Origin of the sequence: Bradyrhizobium sp. Bra64, from assembly GCF_024519875.1 — a bacterium.
Lineage (GTDB): Bacteria > Pseudomonadota > Alphaproteobacteria > Rhizobiales > Xanthobacteraceae > Bradyrhizobium > Bradyrhizobium japonicum_G.
The window spans coordinates 128,175-154,484 of record NZ_JALJRD010000011.1; the positions used below are offsets into that span (position 1 = coordinate 128,175).

The 26,310-nt window shown below is 65.4% G+C and carries 28 protein-coding genes; 12 read left to right on the forward strand and 16 right to left on the reverse strand.

What is annotated here, in order from left to right; genetic code table 11:
• Window positions 1-1,173 carry a M20 aminoacylase family protein gene (locus NR187_RS26735; RefSeq protein WP_211385220.1) on the reverse strand — a complete coding sequence of 391 codons (1,173 nt, stop codon included), beginning with the start codon at window positions 1,171-1,173 and terminating at the stop codon, window positions 1-3.
• A gap of 545 nt (window positions 1,174-1,718) precedes the next feature.
• Here NR187_RS26735 and NR187_RS26740 point away from each other — a divergent pair.
• Window positions 1,719-2,303 carry a TetR family transcriptional regulator gene (locus NR187_RS26740; protein WP_211385219.1) on the forward strand — a complete coding sequence of 195 codons (585 nt, stop codon included), beginning with the start codon at window positions 1,719-1,721 and terminating at the stop codon, window positions 2,301-2,303.
• Between the two features lie 9 nt (window positions 2,304-2,312).
• On the opposite strand, the gene NR187_RS26745 is transcribed toward NR187_RS26740, so the two are convergent.
• Window positions 2,313-2,963 carry a response regulator transcription factor gene (locus NR187_RS26745; RefSeq protein ID WP_211385218.1) on the reverse strand — a complete coding sequence of 217 codons (651 nt, stop codon included), beginning with the start codon at window positions 2,961-2,963 and terminating at the stop codon, window positions 2,313-2,315.
• 7 nt (window positions 2,964-2,970) lie between these two features.
• The gene (locus NR187_RS26750; protein WP_211385217.1) at window positions 2,971-4,341 is read right to left on the reverse strand and encodes a sensor histidine kinase; all 1,371 of its coding nucleotides are present in this window, start codon (window positions 4,339-4,341) and stop codon (window positions 2,971-2,973) included.
• 199 nt (window positions 4,342-4,540) lie between these two features.
• Here NR187_RS26750 and NR187_RS26755 point away from each other — a divergent pair, with 199 nt between their 5' ends.
• The 5 genes from NR187_RS26755 to NR187_RS26775 all read left to right on the forward strand — a co-directional run bounded on the left by NR187_RS26755 (window position 4,541) and on the right by NR187_RS26775 (window position 8,893).
• A complete protein-coding gene (locus tag NR187_RS26755) occupies window positions 4,541-5,326 on the forward strand; it encodes a MotA/TolQ/ExbB proton channel family protein (protein ID WP_211385216.1) in 786 nt (261 codons plus the stop codon).
• Window positions 5,323-6,009: a hypothetical protein gene (locus tag NR187_RS26760; protein ID WP_211385215.1), complete on the forward strand. Its 687-nt coding sequence runs from the start codon at window positions 5,323-5,325 to the stop codon at window positions 6,007-6,009. Before NR187_RS26755 ends, NR187_RS26760 begins: the two co-directional genes overlap by 4 nt.
• On the forward strand, window positions 6,002-6,607 hold the full coding sequence (locus NR187_RS26765) for a hypothetical protein (protein ID WP_211385214.1): 606 nt from the start codon (window positions 6,002-6,004) through the stop codon (window positions 6,605-6,607). Before NR187_RS26760 ends, NR187_RS26765 begins: the two co-directional genes overlap by 8 nt.
• 114 nt (window positions 6,608-6,721) lie before the next feature.
• Entirely contained in the window at window positions 6,722-7,462 is a 741-nt protein-coding gene (locus NR187_RS26770; RefSeq protein WP_211385213.1) for a metallophosphoesterase, read from the forward strand.
• Window positions 7,463-7,468: 6 nt separating this feature from the next.
• Complete coding sequence (locus tag NR187_RS26775) at window positions 7,469-8,893, forward strand: bifunctional serine/threonine-protein kinase/universal stress protein (protein WP_211385212.1); 1,425 nt, start codon at window positions 7,469-7,471, stop codon at window positions 8,891-8,893.
• A gap of 26 nt (window positions 8,894-8,919) precedes the next feature.
• Here NR187_RS26775 and NR187_RS26780 read toward each other — a convergent pair whose 3' ends face one another.
• From NR187_RS26780 to rpe, 3 genes are all read right to left on the reverse strand, one after another.
• Window positions 8,920-9,111 carry a hypothetical protein gene (locus NR187_RS26780; protein ID WP_211385211.1) on the reverse strand — a complete coding sequence of 64 codons (192 nt, stop codon included), beginning with the start codon at window positions 9,109-9,111 and terminating at the stop codon, window positions 8,920-8,922.
• 22 nt (window positions 9,112-9,133) lie between these two features.
• Window positions 9,134-9,313: a hypothetical protein gene (locus NR187_RS26785; RefSeq protein ID WP_211385210.1), complete on the reverse strand. Its 180-nt coding sequence runs from the start codon at window positions 9,311-9,313 to the stop codon at window positions 9,134-9,136.
• A 297-nt stretch (window positions 9,314-9,610) separates the two neighbouring features.
• Window positions 9,611-10,312 carry a ribulose-phosphate 3-epimerase gene (gene rpe, locus NR187_RS26790; RefSeq protein WP_211385209.1) on the reverse strand — a complete coding sequence of 234 codons (702 nt, stop codon included), beginning with the start codon at window positions 10,310-10,312 and terminating at the stop codon, window positions 9,611-9,613.
• A 253-nt stretch (window positions 10,313-10,565) separates the two neighbouring features.
• Here rpe and NR187_RS26795 point away from each other — a divergent pair, with 253 nt between their 5' ends.
• The gene (locus NR187_RS26795; RefSeq protein ID WP_256808230.1) at window positions 10,566-11,363 is read left to right on the forward strand and encodes an EF-hand domain-containing protein; all 798 of its coding nucleotides are present in this window, start codon (window positions 10,566-10,568) and stop codon (window positions 11,361-11,363) included.
• Window positions 11,364-11,430: 67 nt separating this feature from the next.
• Here the strand turns inward: NR187_RS26795 and NR187_RS26800 are convergent, their stop codons facing one another.
• Both NR187_RS26800 and NR187_RS26805 read right to left on the reverse strand, forming a co-directional pair.
• Window positions 11,431-12,426, reverse strand: coding sequence for a P1 family peptidase (locus tag NR187_RS26800; protein WP_211385207.1), 996 nt, complete (start codon window positions 12,424-12,426; stop codon window positions 11,431-11,433).
• 59 nt (window positions 12,427-12,485) lie between these two features.
• Window positions 12,486-15,296, reverse strand: coding sequence for a PAS domain S-box protein (locus NR187_RS26805; protein WP_256808231.1), 2,811 nt, complete (start codon window positions 15,294-15,296; stop codon window positions 12,486-12,488).
• 239 nt (window positions 15,297-15,535) lie between these two features.
• Between NR187_RS26805 and NR187_RS26810 the strand changes: the two genes are divergently transcribed.
• Complete coding sequence (locus NR187_RS26810; protein ID WP_211385205.1) at window positions 15,536-15,922, forward strand: response regulator; 387 nt, start codon at window positions 15,536-15,538, stop codon at window positions 15,920-15,922.
• Window positions 15,923-15,998: 76 nt separating this feature from the next.
• Here the strand turns inward: NR187_RS26810 and NR187_RS26815 are convergent, their stop codons facing one another.
• The 5 genes from NR187_RS26815 to NR187_RS26835 form a co-directional block, all read right to left on the reverse strand.
• Window positions 15,999-17,117, reverse strand: a complete 1,119-nt coding sequence (locus NR187_RS26815) for a branched-chain amino acid ABC transporter substrate-binding protein (RefSeq protein WP_211385204.1) — start codon at window positions 17,115-17,117, stop codon at window positions 15,999-16,001.
• Between the two features lie 197 nt (window positions 17,118-17,314).
• Window positions 17,315-18,037 (reverse strand): ABC transporter ATP-binding protein, encoded by a 723-nt coding sequence (locus NR187_RS26820; protein WP_211385389.1) that lies wholly within the window; start codon window positions 18,035-18,037, stop codon window positions 17,315-17,317.
• A gap of 17 nt (window positions 18,038-18,054) precedes the next feature.
• Window positions 18,055-18,888 carry an ABC transporter ATP-binding protein gene (locus NR187_RS26825; protein ID WP_211385203.1) on the reverse strand — a complete coding sequence of 278 codons (834 nt, stop codon included), beginning with the start codon at window positions 18,886-18,888 and terminating at the stop codon, window positions 18,055-18,057.
• Window positions 18,885-20,210, reverse strand: coding sequence for a high-affinity branched-chain amino acid ABC transporter permease LivM (gene livM / locus NR187_RS26830; RefSeq protein ID WP_256808232.1), 1,326 nt, complete (start codon window positions 20,208-20,210; stop codon window positions 18,885-18,887). Before livM ends, NR187_RS26825 begins: the two co-directional genes overlap by 4 nt.
• A gap of 12 nt (window positions 20,211-20,222) precedes the next feature.
• Entirely contained in the window at window positions 20,223-21,140 is a 918-nt protein-coding gene (locus tag NR187_RS26835) for a branched-chain amino acid ABC transporter permease LivH (RefSeq protein WP_256808233.1), read from the reverse strand.
• 264 nt (window positions 21,141-21,404) lie between these two features.
• On the opposite strand from NR187_RS26835, the gene NR187_RS26840 reads away from it, so the two are divergent.
• A complete protein-coding gene (locus NR187_RS26840) occupies window positions 21,405-21,605 on the forward strand; it encodes a hypothetical protein (RefSeq protein ID WP_211385200.1) in 201 nt (66 codons plus the stop codon).
• 216 nt (window positions 21,606-21,821) lie between these two features.
• A complete protein-coding gene (locus NR187_RS26845) occupies window positions 21,822-22,346 on the forward strand; it encodes a hypothetical protein (RefSeq protein WP_211385199.1) in 525 nt (174 codons plus the stop codon).
• On the opposite strand, the gene NR187_RS26850 is transcribed toward NR187_RS26845, so the two are convergent.
• From NR187_RS26850 to NR187_RS26860, 3 genes are all read right to left on the reverse strand, one after another.
• Window positions 22,308-22,700 carry a carboxymuconolactone decarboxylase family protein gene (locus NR187_RS26850; RefSeq protein WP_135169198.1) on the reverse strand — a complete coding sequence of 131 codons (393 nt, stop codon included), beginning with the start codon at window positions 22,698-22,700 and terminating at the stop codon, window positions 22,308-22,310. The two genes, NR187_RS26845 and NR187_RS26850, sit on opposite strands and share 39 nt — an antisense overlap.
• A gap of 107 nt (window positions 22,701-22,807) precedes the next feature.
• Window positions 22,808-23,590, reverse strand: a complete 783-nt coding sequence (gene pcaD / locus NR187_RS26855) for a 3-oxoadipate enol-lactonase (protein WP_211385198.1) — start codon at window positions 23,588-23,590, stop codon at window positions 22,808-22,810.
• A 98-nt stretch (window positions 23,591-23,688) separates the two neighbouring features.
• Window positions 23,689-25,044, reverse strand: coding sequence for a 3-carboxy-cis,cis-muconate cycloisomerase (locus tag NR187_RS26860; protein ID WP_211385197.1), 1,356 nt, complete (start codon window positions 25,042-25,044; stop codon window positions 23,689-23,691).
• Window positions 25,045-25,227: 183 nt separating this feature from the next.
• Here NR187_RS26860 and NR187_RS26865 point away from each other — a divergent pair, with 183 nt between their 5' ends.
• Window positions 25,228-25,674 (forward strand): carbon monoxide dehydrogenase subunit G, encoded by a 447-nt coding sequence (locus NR187_RS26865; RefSeq protein WP_211385196.1) that lies wholly within the window; start codon window positions 25,228-25,230, stop codon window positions 25,672-25,674.
• A 136-nt stretch (window positions 25,675-25,810) separates the two neighbouring features.
• On the forward strand, window positions 25,811-26,296 hold the full coding sequence (locus NR187_RS26870) for a (2Fe-2S)-binding protein (RefSeq protein ID WP_008137528.1): 486 nt from the start codon (window positions 25,811-25,813) through the stop codon (window positions 26,294-26,296).
• The last annotated feature ends 14 nt before the right edge of the window (window positions 26,297-26,310 follow it).

Below are 26,310 nucleotides of genomic sequence, written 5' to 3' on the forward strand. Positions count from 1 at the left end.
CTACCCCGTCGGCATCCGCGTCTCGATCAGCCGCACCCAAAACGACGCGCCGTGGCCGAGGATGTTGTCGTTGAAGACGTAGGCCGGGTGGTGGCACTCGTTGCCGTCGCCCATGCCGACCAGCACCATCGCGCCGGGACGTGCCTCCAGCATGAACGAGAAATCCTCGGCGCCCATCATCGGAATGAATTTGTCGTTGACGCGTTCGGCGCCGACGATGTCGCGGGCGACGTCGGCGGCGAGGCCGGCTTCGCGCGCATGGTTCATCGTCACCGGATACATCCGCGTGTATTTCGTTTCCGCCGAGCCGCCATAGGCGCGCGCCACGCTTTCGGCGACCTCGCCGATGCGGCGCTCGACCAGATCGCGCACTTCGGGATCGAGCGTGCGCACGGTGCCGCCGAGCTCGGCGACCTCCGGAATGATGTTGAAGGCCGTGCCGGAATGAAATTGCGTGATCGAGATGACGGCCGATTTGAGCGGATCGACGTTGCGCGCGACGATCGATTGCAGCGCGCCCACGATCTGCGAACCGATCAGCACGCTGTCGACCGATTTGTGCGGACCCGCGCCGGCGTGGCCGCCCTTGCCGTGGACCGTGATCTGGATGTTGTCGGAGGAGGCGAGCATCGCGCCGGGCGTGGTCGCGAAATGGCCCTCGGGCAGGCCCGGCATGTTGTGCATGCCGTAGACTTCCTGGATGTTCCAGCGCGTCATCAGCCCGTCCTCGACCATGGCCTTGCCGCCGCCGCCGCCTTCCTCGGCGGGCTGGAAGATCATGATCGCAGTGCCGTCGAAATTGCGCGTCTCGGCGAGATATTTGGCGGCGCCGAGCAGCATGGCGGTGTGGCCGTCATGGCCGCAGGCGTGCATCTTGCCGGCGACCTTGGAGGCGTAGGGCACGCCCGAGGTCTCCATGATCGGAAGCGCGTCCATGTCGGCGCGCAGGCCGATGGTCTTGCCGGAGGCTGATTTCCGGCCGCGGATCACGCCGACCACGCCGGTACGGCCGATGCCCGTCACCACCTCGTCGCAGCCGAATTCGCGCAACTTGTCGGCGACGATGCCGGCGGTGCGGTGGACCTCGTAGAGCAGCTCCGGGTTCTCGTGGAAGTCATGGCGCCAGGCGGCCATTTCGTCGGAGAGGGCGGCAATGCGGTTGACGATGGGCATGGGGAGGGTCCGTTTCTTATGATGAGCTTCTAAGGTGGGTGAGCGTACCGTAACCCTCCGCCGTGTCACAGGAACTTGTCGATCAGGCCGGCGAGGTGCACCAGCCCGCAGCATGACCCGGGGCGCGGCACGGCAAGCGGGCCACCAGCTCCGGGTCTCAAAAATTAACTGTCAATCACGGATCATTGACTGACAGATATTGAAATCTGTCAGCGAGACGTGTATATCCGTTCCCGGACGCTCCGATTGGGCGTCCCGCGGCCACCCCCGGAAGCCCCGAGATCCGAAACAAATACGGTTCGAAGGGCGAAATTGAAGAGAGGGGACCGCGGACGAATGGAGACTTAAGACAATGACGACCGAAATCATCAATCTGACCGGGACGATTGGGCATTGGCTCAATTTACTGGTCGCGCGCCAGATCGCGGCGCAGGCTGCAAAACTGCCTCATTAAGGCGAGAGCTTTCCGAAACGACCGGCACGGGCGCTTCGGAAGCAGCTCCATCGCCGGGTAACTGGGCCCTCAACGGGAACAAGGTGCTGGCATGAATGAAGCCGTTATCCTGACGCCGGAGCGAATCCTCGAAGTCACCGAGGACGTGCTGCGGCGCTACGGACTTGCCAAGGCCACCGTGGTCGACGTTGCCCGTGCGCTCGATGTGAGCCACGGCAGCGTCTATCGCCATTTCCCGAGCAAGGCCTCGCTACGCGAGGCCGTCGCCAAACGCTGGCTGGATCGCATCGATGCGCCGCTGCTGGCGATCGCCGAGGAGCAGGGGCCGGCACCGGCGCGCCTCGACCGCTGGCTCCGCACGCTGTTCGAAGCCAAGCGTTCGCGCGTGCTCGACGACCCCGAAATGTTCGAGACCTATCTGACGCTGGCGCGCGAGGCCTGCGCGGCGGTCAAGTGCCACAAGGACACCATGATCGACCAGATCGGGGCGATCCTGTCCGACGGCGTGAAGCAGGGCGTGTTCGCCGTGGACGACGCCAAGGTCACGGCGCGCGCGATCTTCGATGCCACCGTCCGCTTCCACCATCCGGCCCATGCCGACGAGTGGAAGGATGCGGACTTGCCGGCACGCGTCGATGCGACGCTGGCGCTGGTGCTGCGCGGGTTGAAGGCTTGACGCTCCCAGCTAAATCTTCGTGAGCCCGCAAGCCGCGGCCAGCCGCACGAGCTGCGCGTCCGTTCGCGCGCCGGTCTTGGTCTTGATCAGATAGTGATAGTTCTGCACCGTCTTGACGCTGAGATTGAGGTGCGCGGCAATCTGCTCGGTCGTCGCGCCGCCGGCGAATTGGCGCACGATCTCGATCTCGCGCTCACCGAGTTGATCCAGCACTGAACCCGCCGACAGGCTGTCCTCGGCCAGGATATGCGCGATGTCGTCGCTCATGGCGCGTTCGCCGCGGGCAACGCTGCGGATCGCGGTCACGACGGCGGACGGCTCGCTGCTCTTGGTGACGAAGCCGGAGGCACCGGCACTGAAGGCGGCTTTCACCAGCACGGCCTCGTTGTGCATGGTGAAGACGAGGATCCGCGCCCGCGGGCTGCGCGCGCGGATGTTGCGGATCGCTTCCAGCCCGCTCGCGCCGGGCATCGAGATATCGAGCACGACGACATCGGGATCGTGGGCCTTGAAGGCGACGTAGGCATCCGCGGCGTTGTCGGCTTCCGCCACGACCCGCAGATCGCCCTGGCTCTCCAGCACGCGCCGGTAGCCCTGCCGTACGATCGGATGGTCGTCGACCAGCAGCACGGAGATTCCTGTAGCCGCAACCTCGCTCATCCCGGCCTCACGCGGCGAACGGGATGGTGGCGGCAACGCTGAGGCCGCCTCTCGCAGGCAGGATCGACAGCGATCCGCCGGCCGCCGCGATCCGCTCGCGGATGCCGGTGAGGCCGAAGCCGGCCGACTGCGCCACGCGCGCCGCATCGCCGCCACCGTCATCCTCGACGTGGACCAGCAGCATGTCGTCCTCGCCCGTGCGCCGCTCGACGCGCAGGGAAATCTCGCGCGCCGCGCCGTGGCGGAGCGCGTTGGTCAGGCATTCCTGCGCGACGCGATAGACGGTGACGGCGGCCGGGCCGCTGATGTCGGTGAGGTCGCCCCTGAGATCGAGCTGGATCGTCGGCCGCGCCGCGCTCTGCGAGCGCCAGCTGTCGACGAGATTGACGAGGCTTGCCTCGAGCCCGAGCTCCTCGGGCAGGGGATTGCGCAGCCGCTTCAGCGCATCGCGCAGCGAGGCCATCAGATGATGGGTCGCCTGCGAGATCATGCGGGCATCCTGCGCGATGTCGTTGTCCCGGCTTTGCTTCGTGATCGCGGTCTCGATGGTGTTGGCGAAAGCGAGAATCGCGGAAAGATTTTGCCCGAACTCGTCGTGCAGCTCGCGGGCGAGCGCGCGGCGTTCGTCGGTGCGGATCTCGATCAGGCGTCTTGTGAGTGCCGCGCGCTGTTCGGTGGCTTCCTCCAGCCGGCCGCCGAGCTCGCCGACGGCGCCCCCGATCATCGCAAGCTCCATCGAGCGGAAGCGCGGCAGCTTGGTGCGGTACTGGCCGCGCGCCATGCGCTGCAATGCGATCACGATCGTGCGCGCCGGCGCCAGTGCATGCGCGATCGCAAGCGAAGCCAGGAGCGCGATTGCCGCCGCCATCAAAAGCGCGACGTCGATCACGTTGAGGATGTACTCCCAGGCGAGCAAGATGGCTGCTGCTTCATCCGGCGTCGCGACCACCGTTCCGGCGGCCGCCGCCCGGGGACTGACCGGCCGTATGACTTCGGCGTGGCTGCCGAGGAAAGTCGGCACGATCGATGCGAACCAGCGCGGCGGCGTCTTGCCCAGCCCCTCGCTCTGGCCACACAGCGGCCTTTCGAATGCAATGGTCGGCTGGAACTCGACGCAAACGCCGGGCGAGATCAGCTTCATGGTCTCCAGCGTGCGCCACTCCGGAACCGGCAAAAGCTGCTCGCGTGTTCTGCTGCTGCGCAACAAGAATTCGCGCCAGTACAGGGCCTGAAGCGCCTGCGCGACCCGCTGCGCCGAAGCCGCAGTCGCCCGGTCGACGCTGCGATAGGCGTCGAACGTGGCCCAGACGGTCGCAGCGCCAAGACAGAGCGCGACGATGAGAAGCAGACGGGCGACAAGCTGGAGCACGAGGCGCATGCGATCATCCCCGACATTTGGTAGGGTCAGCCTAACAACGCCGCTGCGCCTTGCCAATTGCAGGGTTTGGCAGAGTGGCAGCTCGGGCAAATTTCCCAAGCCGAATTGGGCATGGCTCTTTGGACGGGTGCGGCGGCTTTGATCTATTGGATGGGGAATCGTTGCAGGGCGAGTCCCTGCAAGCCGGGAGCAGCGCAGCATGAGTTCGATGACGATTGGACCGATCGCGGGGCCTGCTGCCGACCCATCCGAGCGCAGCGCGCTGCTGTTCTGGATGATCTTCACCGGGCTTTCTATCTTCGCCGTCGTGCTGCTGTGGCGGTTCGGCCTGATCCGTCTGATGCTGACCTCGGACCGGACCTACATTTCCAGCGTGATCGCGCTGCTCTATGTCCTCACCTGCGGCCACTGCTTCCTGCGCACGCGGGCGATCGCCCGTGAAGGCGCGGCGGCGCGGCGCTGCCGCGCGGTGCTCGCGGCACCCGACGGCAGCAAGGCGCTCGATGCCGGAGCGAACGTGTTGCCGCGCGGGCTGGTCCGGGACCACATCGAGAGCCTCGTGACGAAAGCGACCGCGCAGGATTTCCGGCCGGTCGACCAGACGCTGCTGCTGCGGACGCTCGCCGATCGGCTGCGCGGCTCCAACGGCTTCGGGGCCTTCGTCTCGGATACGCTGATGAAGCTCGGCCTGCTCGGCACCATCATCGGCTTCATCATCATGCTGGCGCCGATCGCGGGGCTGGATGCCGCCGATAAGGTCGCGATGCGTTCCTCGATGGGGCTGATGAGCGATGGCATGGCGGTCGCGATGTACACGACGCTCGCGGGCCTCGTCGGCTCGATCCTGGTTCGCATCCAGTACTACATGCTGGATGCCGCGACCCAGCGGGTGTTCTCGGATGCGGTGGTGCTGACCGAGACCTATGTGACCCCGGAGCTGGAGCGCAAGGGGGCTGGAATCAAGGGCGCCGGAACCCCGTCATGATGGATGATTTCGGCCTCTATCCGCGCGAGGAGCCGTTCGATCCGCTGGGCGTGATGCTGTTCAAGGCGCTCCAGGTGATCGCGTTCCTGTTCTTCCTGGCACTGCTCGCGGTCTCCCCGGACGCCAAGGACGGCAAGATCGATTCCAAGGCGGAGTTCATGATCACGCTGGACTGGCCGGACAGTCACCCCGACGATCTCGACCTGTTCGTGCAGGATCCCGCCGGCAACATCGCCTGGTATCGCCACCGCGAGGCCGGCTTCCTGACCCTCGACCGCGACGACCGCGGCGGGGCCAACGACTTCATCATGGTCGCCGGCAAGAAGATCGCTTCCCCCATCCGCGAGGAGATCGTCACGGTGCGCGGCATCGTGCCGGGCGAATACACCGTCAACGTCTCGCATTTCGCCGCAACGACCGGCGAGCCTGTGACGGCCAATGTGAAAGTACAAAAACTCAATCCGACGGCGCAGGTGGTGTTCGACAACAAGTTCACGCTCGACCACACCGGCGACGAGAAGACCGCGGTGCGGTTCCGGCTCGATGCCGAGGGCAAGGTCGTCAATGTGGACCAGCGGCCGAAATCGTTGCTGGAGACGTTCCGCAGCGGCTGGCGCAACGGCGCCGATCTCGATCCGAACACCGGGGTGAGCAGGAACGCTGCGAGGGTGCGCCGTGACTAGTCTGCAGACGGTCATCCTGACGCTGTCGATCGCCTACGCCGTGATCGGCGCGCTGCTGCTGGTCGTGCTGGTCTATGCGCGGCTGCACTGGTCGCTGAAGGCGGTCGCGGTGGTCGTGACCAGCGCCTTCTATGTCGTCAGCTTCACCGAAATGCGCGGGCTGCTCGGCTGGGCGAGCGCCGACCGGTTGCCAACCTCGTTCAAGCTGCTGCAGGCCCGCATCGTCGAGCCGCATTCGCTGGAGGGCGATCCCGGCTCGATCTATCTGTGGGTCGAACAGCTGGATGAGGACAATCGCCCCAGCGGCATCCCCCGGGCGTTCCGCGTGCCCTACGACGACAGGCTGGCCGACAAGACCCACGCCGCGCAAAACGAGATCGCGGCCGGCCATTTGCAGGGCGGCCGCGCGGCAGATTTCGGTGGCGGCGAGGGCTCGCTGATCGACATGGTCCGGGAATACGTGACGCCAAAAACCATCCTGGAGACCAGCGGCGGCGATTCCTCGACCGGCGAATTCAACGCTCCGCCCGCCGGCGCGCAAGGCATCGCGTTCACCCCGCTGCCGCCGCCCCGGATGCCGCCGAAGGACGAGCAATAGGCTCTTCACCATCGCCGCAGAGGCGCGCTGGAAAACCGCGCCGCGCTGGCGCATGTTGACCTCCCTCAATTTGGCCTTATCGGCTTTCGATAAGAACCTGAGGGTGGAGGGTGTGTGCTTCTCGCGGTCTTCTCGGATATCCACGGCAACCGGCAGGCGCTCGAGGCGTGCCTGAAGCTCGCACGGGCGAGAGGGGCGGAGCGATTCATCCTGCTCGGGGATTTCGTCGGCTATGGCGCCGACCCGGAATGGGTCGTGGATACCGCGATGGAGCTGGTTGCGCAGGGCGCCGTCGCCGTGCGCGGCAATCATGACCAGGCGGTCAATTCCTCGGCCGAGACCATGAATGCGGAGGCTCAAGTCGCGATCGAATGGACCCGCGGCCGGCTCGATGCCGTGCAGCGGCGGTTCCTGGCGGAGTTGCCGATGCTGGTGCAGGACAGCGACCGTCTGTTCGTGCATTCGGAAGCCTCCAGCCCGCAGCGCTGGCACTATGTCCGATCGACCGCGGATGCCGCCAAGAGTCTGATCGCGACGCCCGCCCATGTCACGTTCTGCGGCCACATCCACCGTCCGGCGCTCTACTCGATGTCGGTGACGGCGAAGATGACGAGCTTCGTGCCCAAGACCGACGTCCCGGTGCAGCTCCTGCGCGGACGGCAATGGCTTGCGGTGCTCGGCTCGGTCGGCCAGCCCCGCGATGGCGATCCATCCGCGGCCTTCGTGCTGTTCGACACGGTCTCGTGCCAGATCACCTATTGCCGCGCGCCCTATGACATCGAGACGGCCGCGAACCGGATCCGCGAGAACGGCCTGCCGCATTGGCTCGCCGACCGGCTGTCGCAGGGGCGCTAGAGGCCGATGCCCAAACCCCTGGTCAAATCAGGCGCCAAGATCGACGGCTATACCATCGGCGAATGCGTCCATGCCGGCGGCATGGCGACGCTGTGGACCGTCACCCATCCCGGTATCGACGTGCCGCTGCTGATGAAGATTCCGCGGGTGTCGGAGGGCGAAGACCCCGCCGCGATCGTCTCCTTCGAGATGGAGATGATGATCCTGCCGCGCCTTGCGGGGCCGCACGTGCCCACGTGTTTCGGCACCGGCGATTTCGCCCACCAGGCCTATGCCGTGATCGAGCGCATCCCCGGGACCACGCTCTACAAGCGGCTGCCAGACCTGCCGCTGCCGTATGACGAGGCCAGGCTGCTGGTTGCCAGGATCGCGACGGGGCTCGCCGACCTGCACCGGCAGAACGTGATCCATCACGACATCAAGCCGAGCAGCATCATGTTCCGCGACAGCGGCGAGGCGGTGCTGATCGACTATGGCCTGTCGCACCACAACCATCTGCCCGATCTGCTGCAGGAGGAATTCCGCCTGCCTTACGGCACCGCGCCCTACATGGCACCCGAGCGGCTGCTCGGCGTCCGGGACGATCCGCGCAGCGATCTGTTCTCGCTCGGCGTGCTGCTTTATTTCTTCACGACGGGCGAGCGGCCGTTCGGAGAGGGCGAGACGCTGCGCGCGATGCGGCGCCGGCTGTGGCGCGATCCGCATCCGCCGCGCGCACTTCGCGCCGATTATCCGCCCTGGCTCCAGGAGGTGGTGCTGCGGTGCCTCGAGATCGAGCCGGTGCGGCGCTATCCGACTGCGTCCCAGCTCGCCTTCGATCTGACCCATCCGGACCAAATCAGGCTCACGACGCGCTCGGAGCGGATGAAGCGCGATCCCCTCAGCATCGCCTGGCGGCGGCGCTTCAACCAGGGCGTCATGGCGCCGCGTGCGAAATCAGATGTCGCAGCCCAGATCGCATCGAGTCCGATCCTCGCGGTCGCGCTCGACACGGCGGAAGGCGAGCCCGAGCTGAACGAGGCGCTGCGTGTCACCACCGAGCGCATTCTCGCCACGCTGCCGTCGGCGCGGCTTGCCTGCCTCAACGTGCTCAAGCTCAACCGCATCGCAATCGACCGGACCCTGGACGAGCAGGGCTCCAACAAGCATATCGACCGCCTGGTGGCGCTCCGGCATTGGGCCACGCCGCTGAAGCTGGACGAGAGCCGGCTGTCGGCTCATGTGCTGGAGGCGGTGGATCCCGCCGCGGCGATCCTGGAATTCGCCGAGGTCAACCATGTCGACCACCTCATCATCGGGGCGCGGCAGGGCTCGTTCAGGCGCACGCTGCTCGGCAGCGTTTCGGCCAAGGTGGCTGCGGAAGCGGCCTGCACCGTCACCGTGGTGCGGCCGCCGCGGATGGCTGCGGACGCCGATGAGGAGGCCGGGTAGGGGCCGGTTCCGGATCCTGGAAGGGATCAGGCCGCGTGGGCGGCGTGAACGGAGCGCTTGCGGCGGATCGGCCAGGAGAATTGCGGGCCCGGCTCGCCGTGATCGGCGCTGCCGCCGAAATACTGGATGATCTCGCGGCAGGGCTCGCAATTGAAGAGGTTGCGCGACGCGGATGCCTTGGTCATTTCCTTCAGGCAGTTCGGGCAATGCGGTTTCATCGGGCTTGGTCCAGAAAGGATTTCAATGCCGGCGCGGCGACCGGAGCGGGTGATCCGGATCCGCCGTTTCCGGCCCGGTGTCGTCGCGCATCTCGCCTTCGGTGCGTTCGAGCCGACCGAAGAAATAGTCGAGGCTCGGATGCGGGCGCCGCGGGATGCGACACCTGCGCTTCGGCTGACGCTTCACGAGCGAGATTTCCATGGCATCAACCCCGGCGGAGTCGCGCGTGAGAGATGCGGGCGGAACGCGCCGGGGCCTTCACCGGTCCGGCCGATGGGCCAAACACAACAAACGCACAAAAACCGATCCACAACGCCACGCCAGTCCAAACCAGGGTCGTCGTCATGATGTGCTCCCGTGAAAACAGGCAAGAATCACTAGCGGTGATTTGCGCGAATCAGGGAAGTCCGGAGGAGTACGGATCAAGGTTGCAATTTTAGGCATTGCGCGCCGCAACGCCCGTGGAAGCCGCACCTCTGCGGAGCTGCGCGTGAGGCCTCAGATCGCCTCGCCGCGCGCGCCGGCGGCGGCGTTGCGGATCGCGGCGATGTTGGTCTTGTAGGCGTCCTGCGTGCCGCCCCTGAACACGGAAGTGCCGGCGACGAAGGCGTTGGCGCCGGCCGCCGCCAGCGAAGCCGCGACGTCGGGACCGACGCCGCCGTCGACCTCGATGTCGATCGGACGGCCCGCCGTCATCGCGCGGATGTCGCGGATCTTGCCGATCGCGGAGGGGATGAAGGCCTGGCCGCCGAAGCCGGGATTGACCGACATCACCAGCACGAGGTCGACCAGGTCGAGCACGTATTCGAGCACGCTGATCGGCGTGCCCGGATTGAGCGAGACGCCGGCCTTCTTGCCGAGCGCGCGGATCGCCTGGAGCGAGCGGTGCAGGTGGGGACCGGCCTCCGCATGCACCGTGATGTGGTCGCAGCCGGCTTTCGCGAAAGCCTCCAGATAGGGATCGCAGGGCGAGATCATCAGATGCGCATCGAAGATCTTCCTGGTGTGCGGGCGCATCGCCTTGATGACGTCCGGGCCATAGGAGATGTTGGGAACGAAATGCCCGTCCATCACGTCGAGATGGATCCAGTCGGCGCCGGCGGCGTCCACCGCGCGCACCTCCTCGCCGAGCCTCGAGAAATCCGATGCCAGGATCGAGGGCGCGATTGCCAGGGGGCGGGGGCTGAAGGCTTGGGTCATGGCGCGGTTTCCCGTGGCGGCCGTGAAAGATGAACCTCGCCTAACATGGGCCTCTCAGCCGGGCAATGCAGGGCAGGCGTGCTTCCTGTGGGCGGAAATTTCTGCCGTGACCGGCATGAATTGCCGGTGTTTCCGGGACGCATCAAGCGCGGTGAAGGCGGATTTCATTGAGCTTTTTGCGCTGGCACGGTGCTTGCTGACTTTACCGCCAGAACATTGGCTGCGGCGCGCCGCATCGTTTGGAGTTTGTGCAATGTTGTTCGCTCTTGGGGCCGTATCGAGCGCGCTCGACGCGATCCAGTCGCTGACGAATTCGAAATCGTCGTCGGCGACGCATAAGACCGGGACTTCGCAAGGCGCGACCAATCCGTTCGCGATCGACAGCGGCAGCAGCAGCACGACCAGCGGCGCGACCTCGTCGGTCAATTCGGGCAATTGTCCGCAGATCGCGCCGGAGACGATGAGCGCGCTGCTCGCGGCGCAAAGCCAGTCCTCGAACAGCACCAGCAGCGCCACCAGCTCGACCTCGGCGAGCTCGACCTCCTCGGCCTCGACGAGCCGGGATGCTGCGCTCAAGGACCTGTTCTCGCAGATCGATGCGGACGGCGACGGCAGCATCACCAAGTCCGAATTCGAGAATGCACTCGGCGCCGGCGGTACCAATGTGGCGCAGGCCGACGACGTGTTCTCGAAGCTGGACAAGGATTCCGACGGCAGCGTCAGCCTGGACGAGATGTCGAAGGCGCTGAAGAACGGCCATCACGGCCACCACGCGCAAGGTGCGGGCGGATCGGGCAGCGGCTCGGATTCTTCTTCGTCATCGAGCGGCGGATCGACCTCGACCACGACGACCGGTGCCGACGGCTCGACCACCACCACCGTCACCTATGCCGACGGCTTCAAGATGTCGACGACCGTCCCGGGCGCTTCCAGCTCCTCGAATGCGAACGGCGGCGGCAATTCGCCCTACGACTGGTTCGGACAGATGATGCAGCGCCAGGCGCAGGCTTCAGCGGGATCAACGGCCTCATCGATGTCGATGAGCGTCTAGCCTTGCCTGCGGCTAGTCTGAGCATGATCTGTTCGGAAAACCGCGTCGCACTTCTCCGGATCACGCGCTAGCCGAACCGGTCCTTCCACGCCGGCAGCGCGCCCGCAAACGGCAGCGCGCTTGCACTGTAGATGCCCCGCGCGATCGCACGCGCGACCACGTTGGCGGCGACGGTGCCGAGCTCGGTGAGGCCGACCAGCGGCTCGATCGGCTTGTCGCAGGTCGCCGCGGCGAACAGCACATCGCCGTCGGTCGGGGCATGCACCGGATAGATGGCGCGGGCAAACCCTGTATGCGCGATCATCGCAAGCCGCTTGGCTTGAGCCTTGGTCAGCGTCGCGTCGGTGACGACGAGACCGATCGTGGTGTTCTCGCGCGCACTCGCGGCGGGACCGCCCTTGATGCGCATCGCCAGCATGTCCGGGGTGAAGGCGGGCGGCAGGCCGCGCCCGCCGAACTCGCCATTCTCCTCGAACGGCGCCGCCCAGAACCAGGGTCCCTCGCCGACGGTTGCGCTGCCGACCGCGTTGACGACGATGATCGCGGCGACCTTGATGCCGTTGGCCAGCACTGCCGAAGCCGACCCGAGCCCGCCCTTGAAGGTCGCGGTGGTGGCTCCGAGGCCGGCGCCGACGCTGCCCAGCGCGAAGTCGTGGCCTGCTGCTGCGGCCGCTTCGTAACCGAGATCGCGATAGGGCGCGAAGCGTCCCCAGGCCTTGTCGCCGCCGTTGAGCAGGTCGAACATGATCGCACCCGGCACGAGCGGAATCACCGCCTCGCGAATCCGCAAGCCGCGGCCTTGTTCGGCAAGCCAGGCCTGGATGCCGCCCCCGGCCTCGATGCCATAGGCGGAGCCGCCGGACAGTGCGATCGCATCGACCCGTTCTTGCGTGCTGGCAAGGTCGAGCAATGCGTCCTCGCGCGTGCCGGGTCCGCCGCCGCGAACGTCGATCGCCGCAACCGCAGGTGCATCGAAGACGATCGCGGTCGTGCCGGTGGCCGCTTTCGCATCCTCGGCATGGCCGACGCGGACGCCGGCGATATCGGTGAGCAGATTTTTCAAGGTTGGCCTCGCCGGCTGAAAGGAGCTCGCTTCAGCGATAGCGCAGGGATGCCGCAGGCTCAACCGGCGAGCGCGGTCCTGAGCATCTTGGCGAGTTCGGACTTGCGGTAGGGCTTTGCCAGCAGCAGCACCCCGGAATCGAGCCGGCCGTGGTGGACGATGGCATTTTCGGTATAGCCCGAGGTGAACAGCGTCTTCAGGTCGGGACGGCGCCGAGCCGCCTCATCGGCGAGCTGGCGGCCGTTCATGTTGCCCGGCATGATGACGTCCGTGAACAGCAGGTCGATGTCCTTGTCGGCGTCGATGATGACGAGGGCTTCGGCCGCGTTGGCGGCTTCGAGGGCGGCGTAACCGAGGCTCTTGATCTGGGTCACGACGTATTGCCGGACCAGCGCGTCGTCCTCGACGATCAAAATCTTCTCGTTGCCGCCGGTGATGGGCACGTTCTGGAGCACCTCGTACTCGGTCTCCTGCACGCCGCTCGAGCGCGGCAGGTAGATCTTCACGCTCGTGCCGTGGCCTTCCTCGCTGTAGATCTTGATGTGGCCGCCGGATTGCTTGACGAAGCCGAACACCATGCTGAGCCCGAGGCCGGTCCCCTTGCCGACCTCCTTGGTGGTGAAGAAGGGGTCGAACACGCGGTCGATCAACCCCGGCGGGATTCCGGAGCCGGTGTCGCTGACGGCGATCATCACGTAGTTGCCGGCAAGCACGTCGGGATTCATGCTGGCATAGCCGTCGTCGAGGAAGATGTTGCGGGTCTCCAGCACCAGCGTGCCGCCGTCGGGCATGGCATCGCGCGCGTTCAGCGCAAGATTGAGGATTGCGGTGGAAAGCTGACCGGGGTCGACCAATGCCGGCCACGCATCCTCGGTAAGCTGCGGCATGATGGTGATCTGCTCGCCGAGGGTCGGATGCAGCAGCTTCGCGGCCTCGAGCATCAATGCGTTGACGTCGATCTCGCGCGGCTGGAGCGGCTGCTTGCGGGCGAAGGCGAGCAGATGCTTGGTCAGTTGCGCGCCGCGCTCGGCGGCGTCGTCGATCAGCTTGGTGATGGCGGCGAGCTCAGGACGGTCGGCCACCGCGTCCGACAGAATGCCGATCGTGCCGGTGATGACGGTCAGCACATTATTGAAGTCGTGGGCGACACCACCGGTCAATTGACCGATGGAATCCATCTTCTGGACTTGCCTGAACTGGGCCTCGGCGGCCTGCTTCTCGGTGAGGTCGCGGCCGATGAAGAAATGCCGCTTCACCGGGTCGGACCAGGTGCCCATCCAGTTCAGTGTGACCTCGTGACCATCGTCATGGTAGTAGCGCGCCTCGAAGCTGCGCTTGACCGCGCCACGCCGCGCCGCGCGCATCTCGTCCCGTGTCTTCTCGAGGTCGTCGGGATGAATGAACTCGGTCGCGCTGTGCCCGATCATGTCGTCCGGGTTGAGGCCGAGGATGGTCTTCACGCTCGGGCTGACCTGGATGAAATTGCCGAAGCCGTCGGTGACCAGGATCAGGTCCTGCGAGGTCTCGAAGATGCGCTCCCGCTCCTCGATCTCGCGGCGCAGTTTCTCCCGCGCCTGCTTCTCTTCCGTGATGTCGTGGGCGATCTTGGACGCGCCGATGATCTTTCCGTTGTCTGATTTGAGCGGAGACACATTGAGAACCACGTCGAGCGGGCGGCCGTCCTTGCGGATGCGGACCGTCTCGTGCTGGGCGATCGTTTCGTTGCCGCCGACCCGGTTCAGGATGCCCCTGACCTCGGCCTTGCGGTCCTCCGGGACGATGATGTCGATCGGCTGGCCGACGGCCTCCGCGGCGGAAAAGCCGAACAGATGTTCGGCGGCCTTGTTCCAGCCCGTGATGATACCGTCGAGCGTCTTCGTGATGATGGCGTCATTGGCGGATTCGACGACGGCGCCGTATAGCGCAAGGCGCTTGCCGTAATAGTCGCGATCGAGCGCCGACTGCTGACGCAGCTTGCCGACGAGGCCCACCGTCTGGGCCTGGAGGCGGACGTTTTCGATCAGAAGCACCGCAAGCACGAAGGTCGACGCGCACAGGCCGTAGAGGCGGCCGGCGTAGAAGCCGAGATCGAAGCGCGCGACGTTGACGATCGCCGACAGCGCGATGTCGAACAGCCAGGCGCACATCACGACCATGAGCCAGGCGTCGATGATCGAGTGCGGCCGCCGGAACCACAGCGAGACCAGCGCTGCGAAGCTCAGGGACCAAACGAAGGATACCACGCCGATCATGATCTGCGTGTAACGGCCATCGCGCAGCAGCACCGGGAGCAAATCGTGCTGGGCGGTGACGATCCAGGCGAAAACGATCATGGCCGCGACGACGCCGAGAATGCTGGCGTAGATCGCCCTGCTTGCCGAGCCAGCGATCCGGGCACCGCCATCGGCCTCCTTCAGCCAGGCATAGGCGAGCACACAGAGCGGGAAGCCGCCGTGCCAGATCATGTAGAGCCAGACGGTGGTCTGCTGGCCGGCCCCCAGCAATCCAGTCGGGGAAAAAAGTCCGGGGAAGGTGAGGGCATGGAGTATGGCGGCCGCGGCGGTGAACAGATAGCCCGTCGCGAGCACGAGCAGCGCACGGGTCCGGAGCACCGCAAATTGCGACAGCAGCAGGACCGCGGTGACGATGTCTGCGACGGCGAGGGCGGATTGATAGCTCGCGACGAAGGCTGGCACCGGCAGCAGCGGGATACCAGCGAAGGGGACGGCCAACGCGAACACGATCGCGGAGACGCCGACGATCGCAAATGCTGCGGCGCGGTCTGTCGGGGTTGCAGGCAACGTCGACAGGAATGTGCTTCGATCGGTGGTCGCGCCGACGTCCAGCTCTCGCAGATCGGTCTTGAGCATCTCCGCCAATCTCATTTGGCCCAATTGGTTTCCGTCCATGGTAGCGGGTTCCGGGCACGCATCATGACAAAACCCGCCGCGACTCAACCGAAGGTTACAGATTACTTAATTTTGCTGGGAGCGCACTGGGGATCGGGTAAGATGCGCTTTACTGGACGGTGCCATAATGCCCTCCCGATGCTTCGGGTTCCAGGTTTGAATCAGGCGATTTTGACTTCGAGATCCGGGAGTTGTTCCCCATGCCTCGCATTCTCATCATCGACGACCAGAAGGACGTCCGGGCGATGCTTGCGATCGTGCTGCGTGTCAACCGGTACGAAGTCGTCGAGGCCGAGAGCGGCGCGGGCGGGGTGAACGCCTTCGCCGAGGCCCCCTTCGATGCGGCAATCGTGGACATTTTCCTCGGCGACACCAGCGGCGTCGAAGTCATCGCGACGCTGCGCGAGCTGGCCCCAAGCCTCCCGATCGTTGCCGTGTCGGGAATGACGGCGCTGGATTTCATGGAACAATCGCCCCACCTCGGCAACGTCGTCTGCCTGCAAAAGCCGTTTCGGCCGAACGATCTTCTTCAAGCCTTGCGGAAGGCCCAGGCCGCGGCGGACGGCGAGTTGCCCGCAGCCGTCTGACCCTGCCGCAAGAAGAAACGCCCCGGAGGTAAGCCGGGGCGCGGGATGTTTGGACGCGGCCTTCAGGCAAGCGCGCTTACGTGCCGTTGCCGCTGATCTGGGCGTAGCCGCCCTTGGCGTCCCATTTGTAGACGACGTAGTCGAGCTGCTTGATGTCGCCCTTGGCGTCATACTCGATCGGCCCGATCACGGTGTCCCACTTGCCGGCCTTGATCGCCGCCATGACCTTCTTGGCGTCGGTGGTGCCGGCCTTCTTGGCCGCTTGGGACCAGACCTGCATCGCCGCGTAGGTGTAGAGCGTGTAGCCTTCGGGGTCGATGCTCTTGGCCTTGAAGGCCTCGACGATCTTCTTCGCGGTCGGCTTGTTGCGCGGATCGGGACCGAAGGTGAACAGCGTGCCTTCGCCGGCCGGGCCGGTGATGGAGGCGTATTCCTTGTCGGCGAGCGCGTCGCCGGCCATCAACACGGTCTTGAGGCCCTGGTCGCGCATCTGGCGCAGGATCAGGCCGCTCTCCTGGTGGTAGCCGCCGACATAGACCAGATCGATGTTGTCGCGCTTCAGCCGCGAGACGATCGCGTTGAAGTCCTTGTCGCCCTTGTTGTAGGACTCGTACATCTTCTCGGTGACGCCGGCCTTGTTAAGCGCCTTCTTGGTCTCGTCCGCAAGACCCTTGCCGTAGGTGGTCTTGTCGTTGAGGATGGCGATGTTCTTGCCCTTGAAGTTCTTGGCGATGTACTGGGCGGCGACCAAACCCTGCTGGTCGTCGCGGCCGCAGACGCGAGCCACGTTCCACAGTCCGCTATCGGTGAACTTCGGATTGGTGGAGGCCGGCGTGATCTGGAGGACGTTGCCGTCGGCATAGGCTTCCGAAGCGGGGATCGACGACGACGAGCAATAATGCCCGGCCACGAACGGAATTTTCGCGCCGGCGATCTTCTCGGCGACCGAGCGGGCCTGCTTCGGATCGCAGGCGTCGTCCTCGATGGACAGCGCGAGCTTCTTGCCGTTGACGCCGCCGGCGGCGTTGATGTCGGCCACGGCCATCTCGGCGCCGTTCTTCATCTGGCGGCCGAAGGCGGACTCGCCGCCGGTCATCGGACCTGCGACTGCGACGGTGACATCCTGCGCGAATGCCGCGCTCGACAGCGCAATCGACGCGCCGAATGCCAGACCGATGAGCTTCAGTGATTTCATGAGATACCTCGTGGGTGGTCGCCTGTGGAAGTTGCCGGGTACGCCCGGTCCAAACCGGCGCCATTCTTGAATGAATTCGGGGAGAAGTCACCGGCAAAATACGGGCATTGGCGGAGATATCTCGCCATATTCGGCCGCACGCCGGTCCGCAGGGTTCGATCTTGGGGTTCGTTCTTGGGGTTCGTTCTTGGACGGCCTCAGCCGTGCCGGCCGCCTTCCAGGTAGGCGGCGCGAATCTCGGGGCGCTGCAACAACTCTGCGCCGGTCCCGGCCAGCGTAATCAGGCCGTTGACCATGACATAGCCGCGATGGGCGAGCTTGAGTGCATGGTTGGCGTTCTGCTCGACGATCAGCACGGTCAGGCCGTCCTGCCGGTTGAGAGTGCGGATCGCGTCGAATATCTGGCGCGCGATCAGCGGCGCCAGCCCGAGCGAGGGCTCGTCGAGCAGGAGCAGGCGGGGACGGCTCATCAAGGCGCGGCCGATGGCCAGCATCTGCTGCTCGCCGCCGGACAGGGTGCCGCCGCGCTGGGCGTAGCGCTCCTTCAGTCGCGGAAACAGCGTGAACACGCGTTCCAGCGTCGCGTTGCGCTCCGCCTCGGTGCAGTCGGTGGCGTCCGCCCCCATCTGGAGGTTTTCCGCCACGCTCATGCGCGGGAAGATGCGGCGGCCTTCCGGCGATTGCGCGATGCGCAAATGCGCAATCTCGTGGGTGGGAACGTCGGTGATGTCGCGGCCTTCGAACAGGATCTGGCCGGCGCGGGCGCGCGGCTTGCCAAAGATCGTCATCATCAACGTCGACTTGCCGGCACCGTTGGCGCCGATCAACGCCACGATCTCGCCGGCATTGATCTCGACGTCGACGCCCTTCAGCGCTTCGATCTTGCCGTAGGCGGCGCGAAGGCCGCGGATCGCGAGCATGGGAGCGGGCGCCGCGGTCACGACCCGCCCTCCATCACGGCCACCGCCTCTTCCTCATCGGTGCCGAGATAGGCGGCGATCACCTTGGGGTCATCGCGAACCTCGCGGGGGGAGCCTTCCGCAATCTTCACGCCATGGTCCATCACCACGATGTGGTCGGAGATTTCCATCACCACGGACATGTCGTGCTCGATCAGCAGGATCGAGGTGCCGAGCTCGTTGCGGATCGACAGCAGCAACTCGCTCAGGGCGGCGCTCTCGCGCGCATTGAGGCCGGCTGCAGGCTCGTCCAGGCACAATAGCGCGGGCTCGGTGCACATCGCGCGTGCGATCTCGAGCCGTCGCTGGTCGCCATAGGCAAAATTGCCGGCGGCGTCGTCGGCGCGATCGAGCAAATTGACCCGCCTGAGCCAGTCGGTGGCGAGACCGATCGCGCGCTTCTCGGCGTCGCGATAGCCGGGCGCGCCAATGAGCCCGAGCAAGGTGAAGCCGGAGGCCCGCATCAGGGCGTTGTGTTGCGCCACCATCAGGTTTTCCAGCGCCGTCATGCCGGGAAACAGCCGGATGTTCTGGAATGTTCGCGCCACCTTGGCCTGCTTGGCGATGCGAAAATCGTTCAGCCGCTCCAGCGCGATCACCTTGCCGTCGTCATGGGCGAGGCGGATGGTGCCGTCGCTCGGCTTGTAGAAGCCGGTAATGCAGTTGAAGACCGTGGTCTTGCCGGCGCCGTTCGGTCCGATCAGCGCGGTGATCTTTTTCCGCTCGGCCGCGAAGGACAGGTCCTGCACGGCGACGATGCCGCCGAAGCGCATGGTCAGCCGGTCGACGCTGAGAATCTCGTCGCGGCTCATCCGTGGCCTTCCTTGACCAGGTCGGATGAGATCGCCTGTGCCTTGGTCAGGTACACGGTCGGCGCGCGATGGCCGATCAGGCCGCGCGGCCGCCAGATCATGATCAGCACCATGGCCATGCCGAACACCAGCATGCGGTAGGTCTCGAGGCTCCGGAACAGCTCGAAGCCGCCGATCATCGCGAGCGCGGCGAGCGCCACGCCGAGCTGCGAGCCCATGCCGCCGAGCACGACGATGGCGAGCACCAGCGCCGATTCCTGGAAAGTGAAGGATTCCGGGCTGATGAAGCCCTGACGTGTCGCGAAGAACGCGCCGGCAAAGCCGCCGAACATCGCCCCGGTCGCGAACGCCGTCAGCTTGGTGGTCGTGGTGTTGATGCCGAGCGCGCGGCAGGCGACCTCGTCCTCGCGGAGCGCCTCCCAGGCGCGGCCGATCGGCAGGCGGCGCAGGCGGATCGTGACCCAGTTGGTGAGCAGCGCAAGCGCGAGGATCAGATAGAACAGGAAGACGATACGGTGGGTCGGCGAGTATTCGATGCCGAGCCTGGCGGCGAGTCCGCTGTCGCTGTTGTCGAGCGGGATGCCGAAGAAGGAGGGGCGGGGAATGCTGGACACACCGTTGGGACCGCCGGTGAGCTCCTGCCAGTTGATGATGACGAGGCGGATGATCTCGCCGAAGGCGAGCGTCACGATCGCGAGATAGTCGCCGCGCAGACGCAGCACGGGAAAGCCGAGCAGCACGCCCCAGAACGCGGCGAGGATGCCTGCCAGCGGCAGGCAGACCCAGAACGACCAGCCGAAATTGGTGGCAAGCAGAGCGTAGGAATAGGCTCCGACCGCATAGAAGGCGACGTAGCCGAGATCGAGCAGGCCCGCGAGGCCGACCACGACGTTGAGGCCCCAGCCCAGCATGACATAGGTGAGCACGAGGATGGCGAGGTCGAGGATGTAGCGCTGGTTATAGAAGATCACGGGCACCAGCAGCGTGAAGATCAGGAGCGCGGGCGCGAGATAGTGGCCGACGAACGACATGCCGCTCTTCACCGCCGGCGGCACCAGCTTCTCGGTTCCGGTCGAGCCGATCCATTGCCGGAGCAGCTCGATCAAGATCGAGCCGCCGAACACCGCGGCGACGAGGGATGCGAGGTCGCCGAAGCGTGTCCAATAAGTGAGCTGGCCGTCGGAGCCTGCTTCGGTGCGGATGCCGACCATCAGGGAGAACAGCACCAGCGCGATCAGCGCGTTGATGAAGGCTGTCTTCAGAAGGGCGGAAATGCCGGCGGTGCGGCTTGCGTGCGTGGTCTCGTGCGGAATGGGTGTCACGCGGCCGGCCCGTCAGACTTTTTCGACTTCGGGACGGCCGAGCAGGCCGGTCGGCATGAAGATCAGCACGACGATCAGGATCGAGAACGCGGCGACGTCCTTGTACTCGACCGAGAAATAGGCCGACCAGAATGTCTCGATCAGCCCGATCGCAAGTCCGCCAAGCATCGCGCCCGGCAGCGAGCCGATGCCGCCGAGCACGGCCGCGGTAAACGCCTTGATGCCGGCGACGAAGCCCATGAAGAAATCGACCAGCCCGTAATAGAGCAGGTACATCAGGCCGGCGACCGCGGCGAGCGCGGCACCGATCACGAAGGTCATCGATATGGTGCGATCGACGTTGACGCCGAGCAGCGCCGCCATGGTCTGGTCCTGCTCGCAGGCGCGCATGTCGCGCCCGAGACGGGTGCGCGACACCAGCCAGGTGAAGATCGCCAGCAGCACGATGGTGGTGACGACCACCATGATCTGGATGTTGGAGAGCTGGATGACAAAGCCGTCCTGGCTCTCATGCAGCGTGTAGCCGCCGGTGATGAAGGGCGGGATCGGCTTGACGCGCGCGCCTTGCGCCACCTGCGAATAGTTGGTCAGCACGAACGACATGCCGATCGCCGACAGCATTGGAGCGAGGCGGAAAGAGTGTCGCAGCGGCCGGTAGGCGATACGCTCGATGGTCCAGCCGTAGAGCGCCGTGATCGCCATCGAGACTAGCAACACCACCAGAAGGATCACCGGGATCGCGGTCAGGCCGGTCGAGATCAGGAGCACGAAGGTGATCAGGGCGATGAAGCCGCCGATCATGAAGACGTCGCCATGGGCGAAGTTGATCATGCCGACGATGCCGTAGACCATCGTGTAGCCGATCGCGATCAGTCCGTAGATGGAGCCGAGCACGAGGCCATTGATGAGCTGCTGGGCGAAATAATCCATAGGCTGCCGTTACCAAACCTGACGCGGGCTCAAAGGGAGCTCTTCGAGAGAGAGTTCTTGGGCCCTGGCAGCCCTTGAGCATTCTGCTGGTTTTGTAACAGGAGGGAACTGGCGGCCGCAACTGTCCCGGCCTTACCCCGGGGGGATTGTACAGAGATCATTTGGCGCTCCGGTTCCCGCGAGCGGCGGAACCGGGTTCCGGGAGGCAACCAAAGTGGATGCCGGCCGTTGTCTCTGCTCTGTCCAACAAGGGAGTTTCCCCGAATGACGAAGCAGCAGAACCAGAATCCGGGTCAGCAGAGTCAGAACCCCGGCCAGCAGCGTCCAGGTCAACAGTCAGGTCAACAGCCAGGGCAGCAGGGCGGTGGTCAGAAGCCCGGACAGCAGCAGCAGAACGATCCGATGCGCCAGGGCGACCGTCCCGGCCAGCAGCAGGGCGGCCAGCACGGTCAGCACAACAAGTAGTTTGGGAGCCCGGGAATTTGCCCAAGAACAAGGGTAGTGAACCAAGGGTAGTGAGGAGGGCCCCGCCGGAAGGCGGGGCCTTTTCCTTTGGGCGCTCGGCCGGTCGGTCAGGCGATTAAGGTAAACAAAGGGTTTAAATTGCCGCCACAGTCTGATGCGAGTTAGCTCCCGGCAAAGCCTTCCATCGAAGGCGCGGCAGGCGAAGCGGGAAGCGGCATGTTCAGGAATTGGCGGATCGGCTCGGTCAACGGTGCGCTGCTGGCGGCCTATTTCATTCCGGCCTGGATCCTCGTCGCCTTCAACATCATGGTGGCACCGGTGCACGGCCTCTACGAGCGGCCGAGCGTCGCCGTGGCGCTGTTCCTCAGCGACCATCTCCAAATGGCGGGGATGGACACCGTGCGTGCCGCCTGGCTGCTGGCGCTGGGCCGGCTGACCGTGGTGGCGTTCTTCGCAATCTATCTGGCGCTGCTCTGCATCCCGCGCGTCCGCAAGAATGGCGGCAGCGACGAGGCGCTCGGCATCGCGCTGGCGATCGGCAGCATCATCTCGTTTGCCAGCATGGTGATGGCCTCCAAGGTCGGCGAGATGGCCGCCCTGCGGCTCCACGCCACCGAGCTCCTGCTGCTGCTTGGCGCTGCCATCGTGATCGTGATCGAACGGCCCGCGCCGGCGCCGAAGACCGTCGAGGCTGCGCCGCCGCTAGGGCTTGAGCAGGCCGAGCTCCTGCACAATCGCTGAGGCCTCCTTGACGGCGTGGTTCGCCGCCGGCACGCCGCAATAGATCGCCTGCTGCAGCAGAATTTCCTTGATGTCGTCCGGCGTGAAGCCGCCCTCGGCGAGCGCCGCGCGCACATGCAGGCGGAACTCGTCCCATTGCCCGAGCGCGACCATGGTGCCGATCACCAGCACCCGGCGCGTGCGCTCGTCGAAATGCGGCCGCGTCCAGATCTCGCCCCAGGCATAGCGGGTGATCATGTCCTGGAAGTCGGTGTTGAAGGCATTGCGGTTCGCGATCGACTTGTCGACCCAGGCATTGCCCAGCACCTTTCGGCGCACGTTCATGCCGGCATCGCGGCGTTTCTGGTCGTCCATGTTCTTTCCTCCTCTCGTCATTGCGAGCGCAGCGAAGCAATCCAGTCTGTCGCCGCGGAGGGATTTTCCGGATTGCTTCGCTGCGCTCGCAATGACGCGTTGTGAGATCAGCGCTGCGTCAAGAATCCCACCACCGCATCGGTGAACGCGTGCGGCTGCTCGACATTGGAAATGTGGGCGGCGTCGATGATGGTCATGCTCGCGCCGGGAATGCTCGAGCGGATCAATTCACCCGCCGAGATCGGCGTCGCCATGTCGTGGCGGCCGGCGATCACCAGCGTCGGGCTTTTGATCTTGGGCAGCAGCGCGCGCTGGTCGAGCGTCGACAGCGCCTCGCAGCAGGCGAGATAGCCCTCGACCGGGGTCGCAAGCAGCATCGACTTCATCCTGGCGGTGATGTCAGGCTCGCGCTCCCGGAAATCCTGGGTCAGCCAGCCGGCGATGACGGCGTCGGCGACTGCCGCGATGCCGCCTTTCTTCACCGCGTCGATGCGTTCCAGCCATTTGGTCGGCTCGGCATAATAGCAGGAGGTGTTGGCGAGGATGAGCTTGCCGAACCTGTCGGGCGCATTGGCGCCCAGCCATTGCCCGACCATGCCTCCCATCGACAGGCCGCACCAATGCACCTTCTCGATGTTGAGGTCGTCGAGGATCGCCAGCACGTCGCGGCCGAAGCGCTCCAGCGTATAGGGGGCGGGCGGCACGTTGGACTTGCCATGACCGCGGCGGTCGTAGCGAATGACGCGGAACACCTGCGTCAGCGCCTTCATCTGCGGCTCCCACATCTGCAGCGTGCAGCCGAGCGAGTTCGACAGCATCAGCGTCGGCCCGCCGTCGCGGCCCTCGACGGAGACGTTGATCAGGCAACCGTCGGCATCGATCATGGGCATGGGTTACTCCTCGTCATGCGCGGGCTTGACCCGCGCATCCATCCAAAAAGTGAATCTATCCAAGATGATGGATTGCCGGGTCAAGCCCGGCAGTGACATCAAGGGAGATCCAGTGAAGCGAGCAGCCGGTCGATCAGGACTTGGGAAACCCCTTGATAGGCCATCGGCTCGAACAATGCCGCAATTTTCTGGGACGTCAGATGCGCGGTAACTCGCGAATCGGCCGATAGCACGTCGCGCAGATGCTTCTTCTCGGCGACGGCGCGCTTGCTCGCGGCTTCGACGAGATGGTGCGCATCGCTCTTGCCGATCGTCTCGGCCAGCGCAAAGGTGACTGCTTCGGCCATGATCAGCCCGTGGGTCGCATCGAGATTGCTGCGCATGCGCGCGGCGTCGACGTCCAGGCCCTCCGCGATGTCCACGATCGCAGCGAGCGCGCCGGAGGTCACCAGCATCAATTGCGGCAGCGTCGGCCATTCCGCGTGCCACGGGCCGGCGCTGCGCTCGTGGTCCTGCACCTGCGCTGCAAAAATTGTCGCGGCCAGCTGCGGCGCCATGGTCGCGCAGCCCAATGCGCTTGCGGCCGCAACCGGGTTGCGCTTGTGCGGCATGGTCGAGGAGCCGCCGCGGCCTTCGCCGGCGGGCTCGAACGCCTCGGCGACGTCGGTCTGCATCAGCAGCGAGACGTCGCGCGCGATCTTGCCGCAGCTGCCGGCGAGAATCGCAAAGCCGGATGCGGCTTCCGCGATGCGGTCGCGATGGGTATGCCAGGGTGCCTCCGGCAGCGGCAGGTTCAGCTCCTGCGCCAGCCGTTCGCCCACCGCGAGCCCCTTGTCGCCGAGCGCGGCGAGCGTGCCGGCCGCGCCGCCGAATTGCAGCGCGAGGCCCTCGCGGGAGAGCCGCCGCAGGCGGCAGCGGGCGCGGGCGAGGCTTGCCGCATATTCGGCGGCCTTGAGGCCGAACGGCATCGGCAGCGCGTGCTGGAGCCAGGTCCGCGCCACCATCGCCGTGTTGCGATGGCTGCGCGCCAGTGCGGCAAAGCCCTTGATGGCACGACTGAGATCGGCGTCCAGCGCGTCGATGCCGGCACGAAGCGCGAGCATTGTCGCGGTGTCGATGACGTCCTGGCTGGTCGCCCCCCAATGCACATAGCGTGCGGCCTCCGCGTCGGCCTTGCCGACATTGGCGGTCAGCGTCTTGACCAGGGGGATCGCGAGATTGCCGGATCGCGTCGCGGCCTCGGCCAGCGCGGCCATGTCGAAGGTATCGGCCTTGCACGCGGTTTCGATCGGGGCCGCCGCGGACGCCGGAATCACACCCATGGCCGCTTCGGCGCGCGCCAGGGCTGCCTCGAAATCGAGCATGTTCTGCAGGGTCGACCGGTCGTCGCAGACCGTGCGCATGGCCGCGCTCGACAGCATCGGCGCGAGAAGGGGGGACAGAGATGTGCTCATCTTGGGCGGGACCTAACCACCATGACCCGCCTGTGCCAATCCCAAACCATCCGCGCAAAGCCTTGTGCAGTTGCGAATATGCATTGCACATGATCGGGGTCCGCCCTTTCTTTTGCCGCCTCCCTGCGTTACTTGAGCTGCGCTATACTGACGTGATCCAAGCAAGATTCCCGGGAGGCACCCATGGCCATGACGATGAACGGCGAAGTCCAGCTTGCGGCGCCGCGCGAGGCCGTGTGGGAGAAGCTCAACAATCCCGAGGTGCTGAAGGCCTGCATCCCCGGCTGCGAGGAGCTGGAGAAGACCGAGGACGGCGGCTTTCGTGCGACCGCGAAAATGAAGGTCGGCCCGGTGTCGGCGCGCTTCAAGGGCAAGGTGACGCTCTCCGATCTCGACCCGCCGAACGGCTACAAGATTTCCGGCGAGGGCGAGGGCGGGGTGGCCGGCTTCGCCAAGGGCGGCGCTGTGGTCAAGCTTGCGGAGAAGGACGGCGGCACGCTTTTGTCCTACGAGGTCGAGGCCCAGATCGGCGGCAAGTTGGCGCAGCTCGGCCAGCGCCTGATCAACGGCACCGCCAAGAAACTGGCCGACGAATTTTTCGCGAACTTCGCCAAGGCGGTACAGGGCTGAAGGCTATCGCCTTTCGGTATGGCGCCTTGCGTTCCGGGTGATGTTGCCCCGGGGCATAATGGTCCATATGATGGGTTGGAATAATTATAAGAACCGCTTCGACGGGACCCGTCGGGGCGCTGATTAGAGAGTGCTTATGGCAAAAATCTCCCTCATCGTGAACGGCAATCCTGTCACGGCCAACGTCGATCCCCGCACCCTGCTGGTGCAGTTCCTGCGCGAGAATCTGCGCCTGACCGGCACCCATGTCGGCTGCGACACCTCGCAGTGCGGCGCCTGTGTCGTGCATCTCGACGGCAAGGCCGTGAAGTCCTGCACCACGCTGGCCGTGATGGCCGACGGCCACGAGGTCAAGACGATCGAGGGACTGGCCGCCGACGGCGCGCCGCTGCATCCGATGCAGGAGGCCTTCCGCGAGCACCATGGTCTGCAGTGTGGTTTCTGCACGCCCGGCATGATCATGACCGCGATCGACATCGTCCATCGCAAGGGCAACGAGCTCGACGACCACACCATCCGCGAGGAGCTGGAAGGCAATCTGTGCCGCTGCACCGGCTACCAGAACATCGTCGCCTCGATCTCCGCCGGCGCCAAGGCGATGGCGAAATCCGACCTCGCGTAACGCGCATCCCGCGA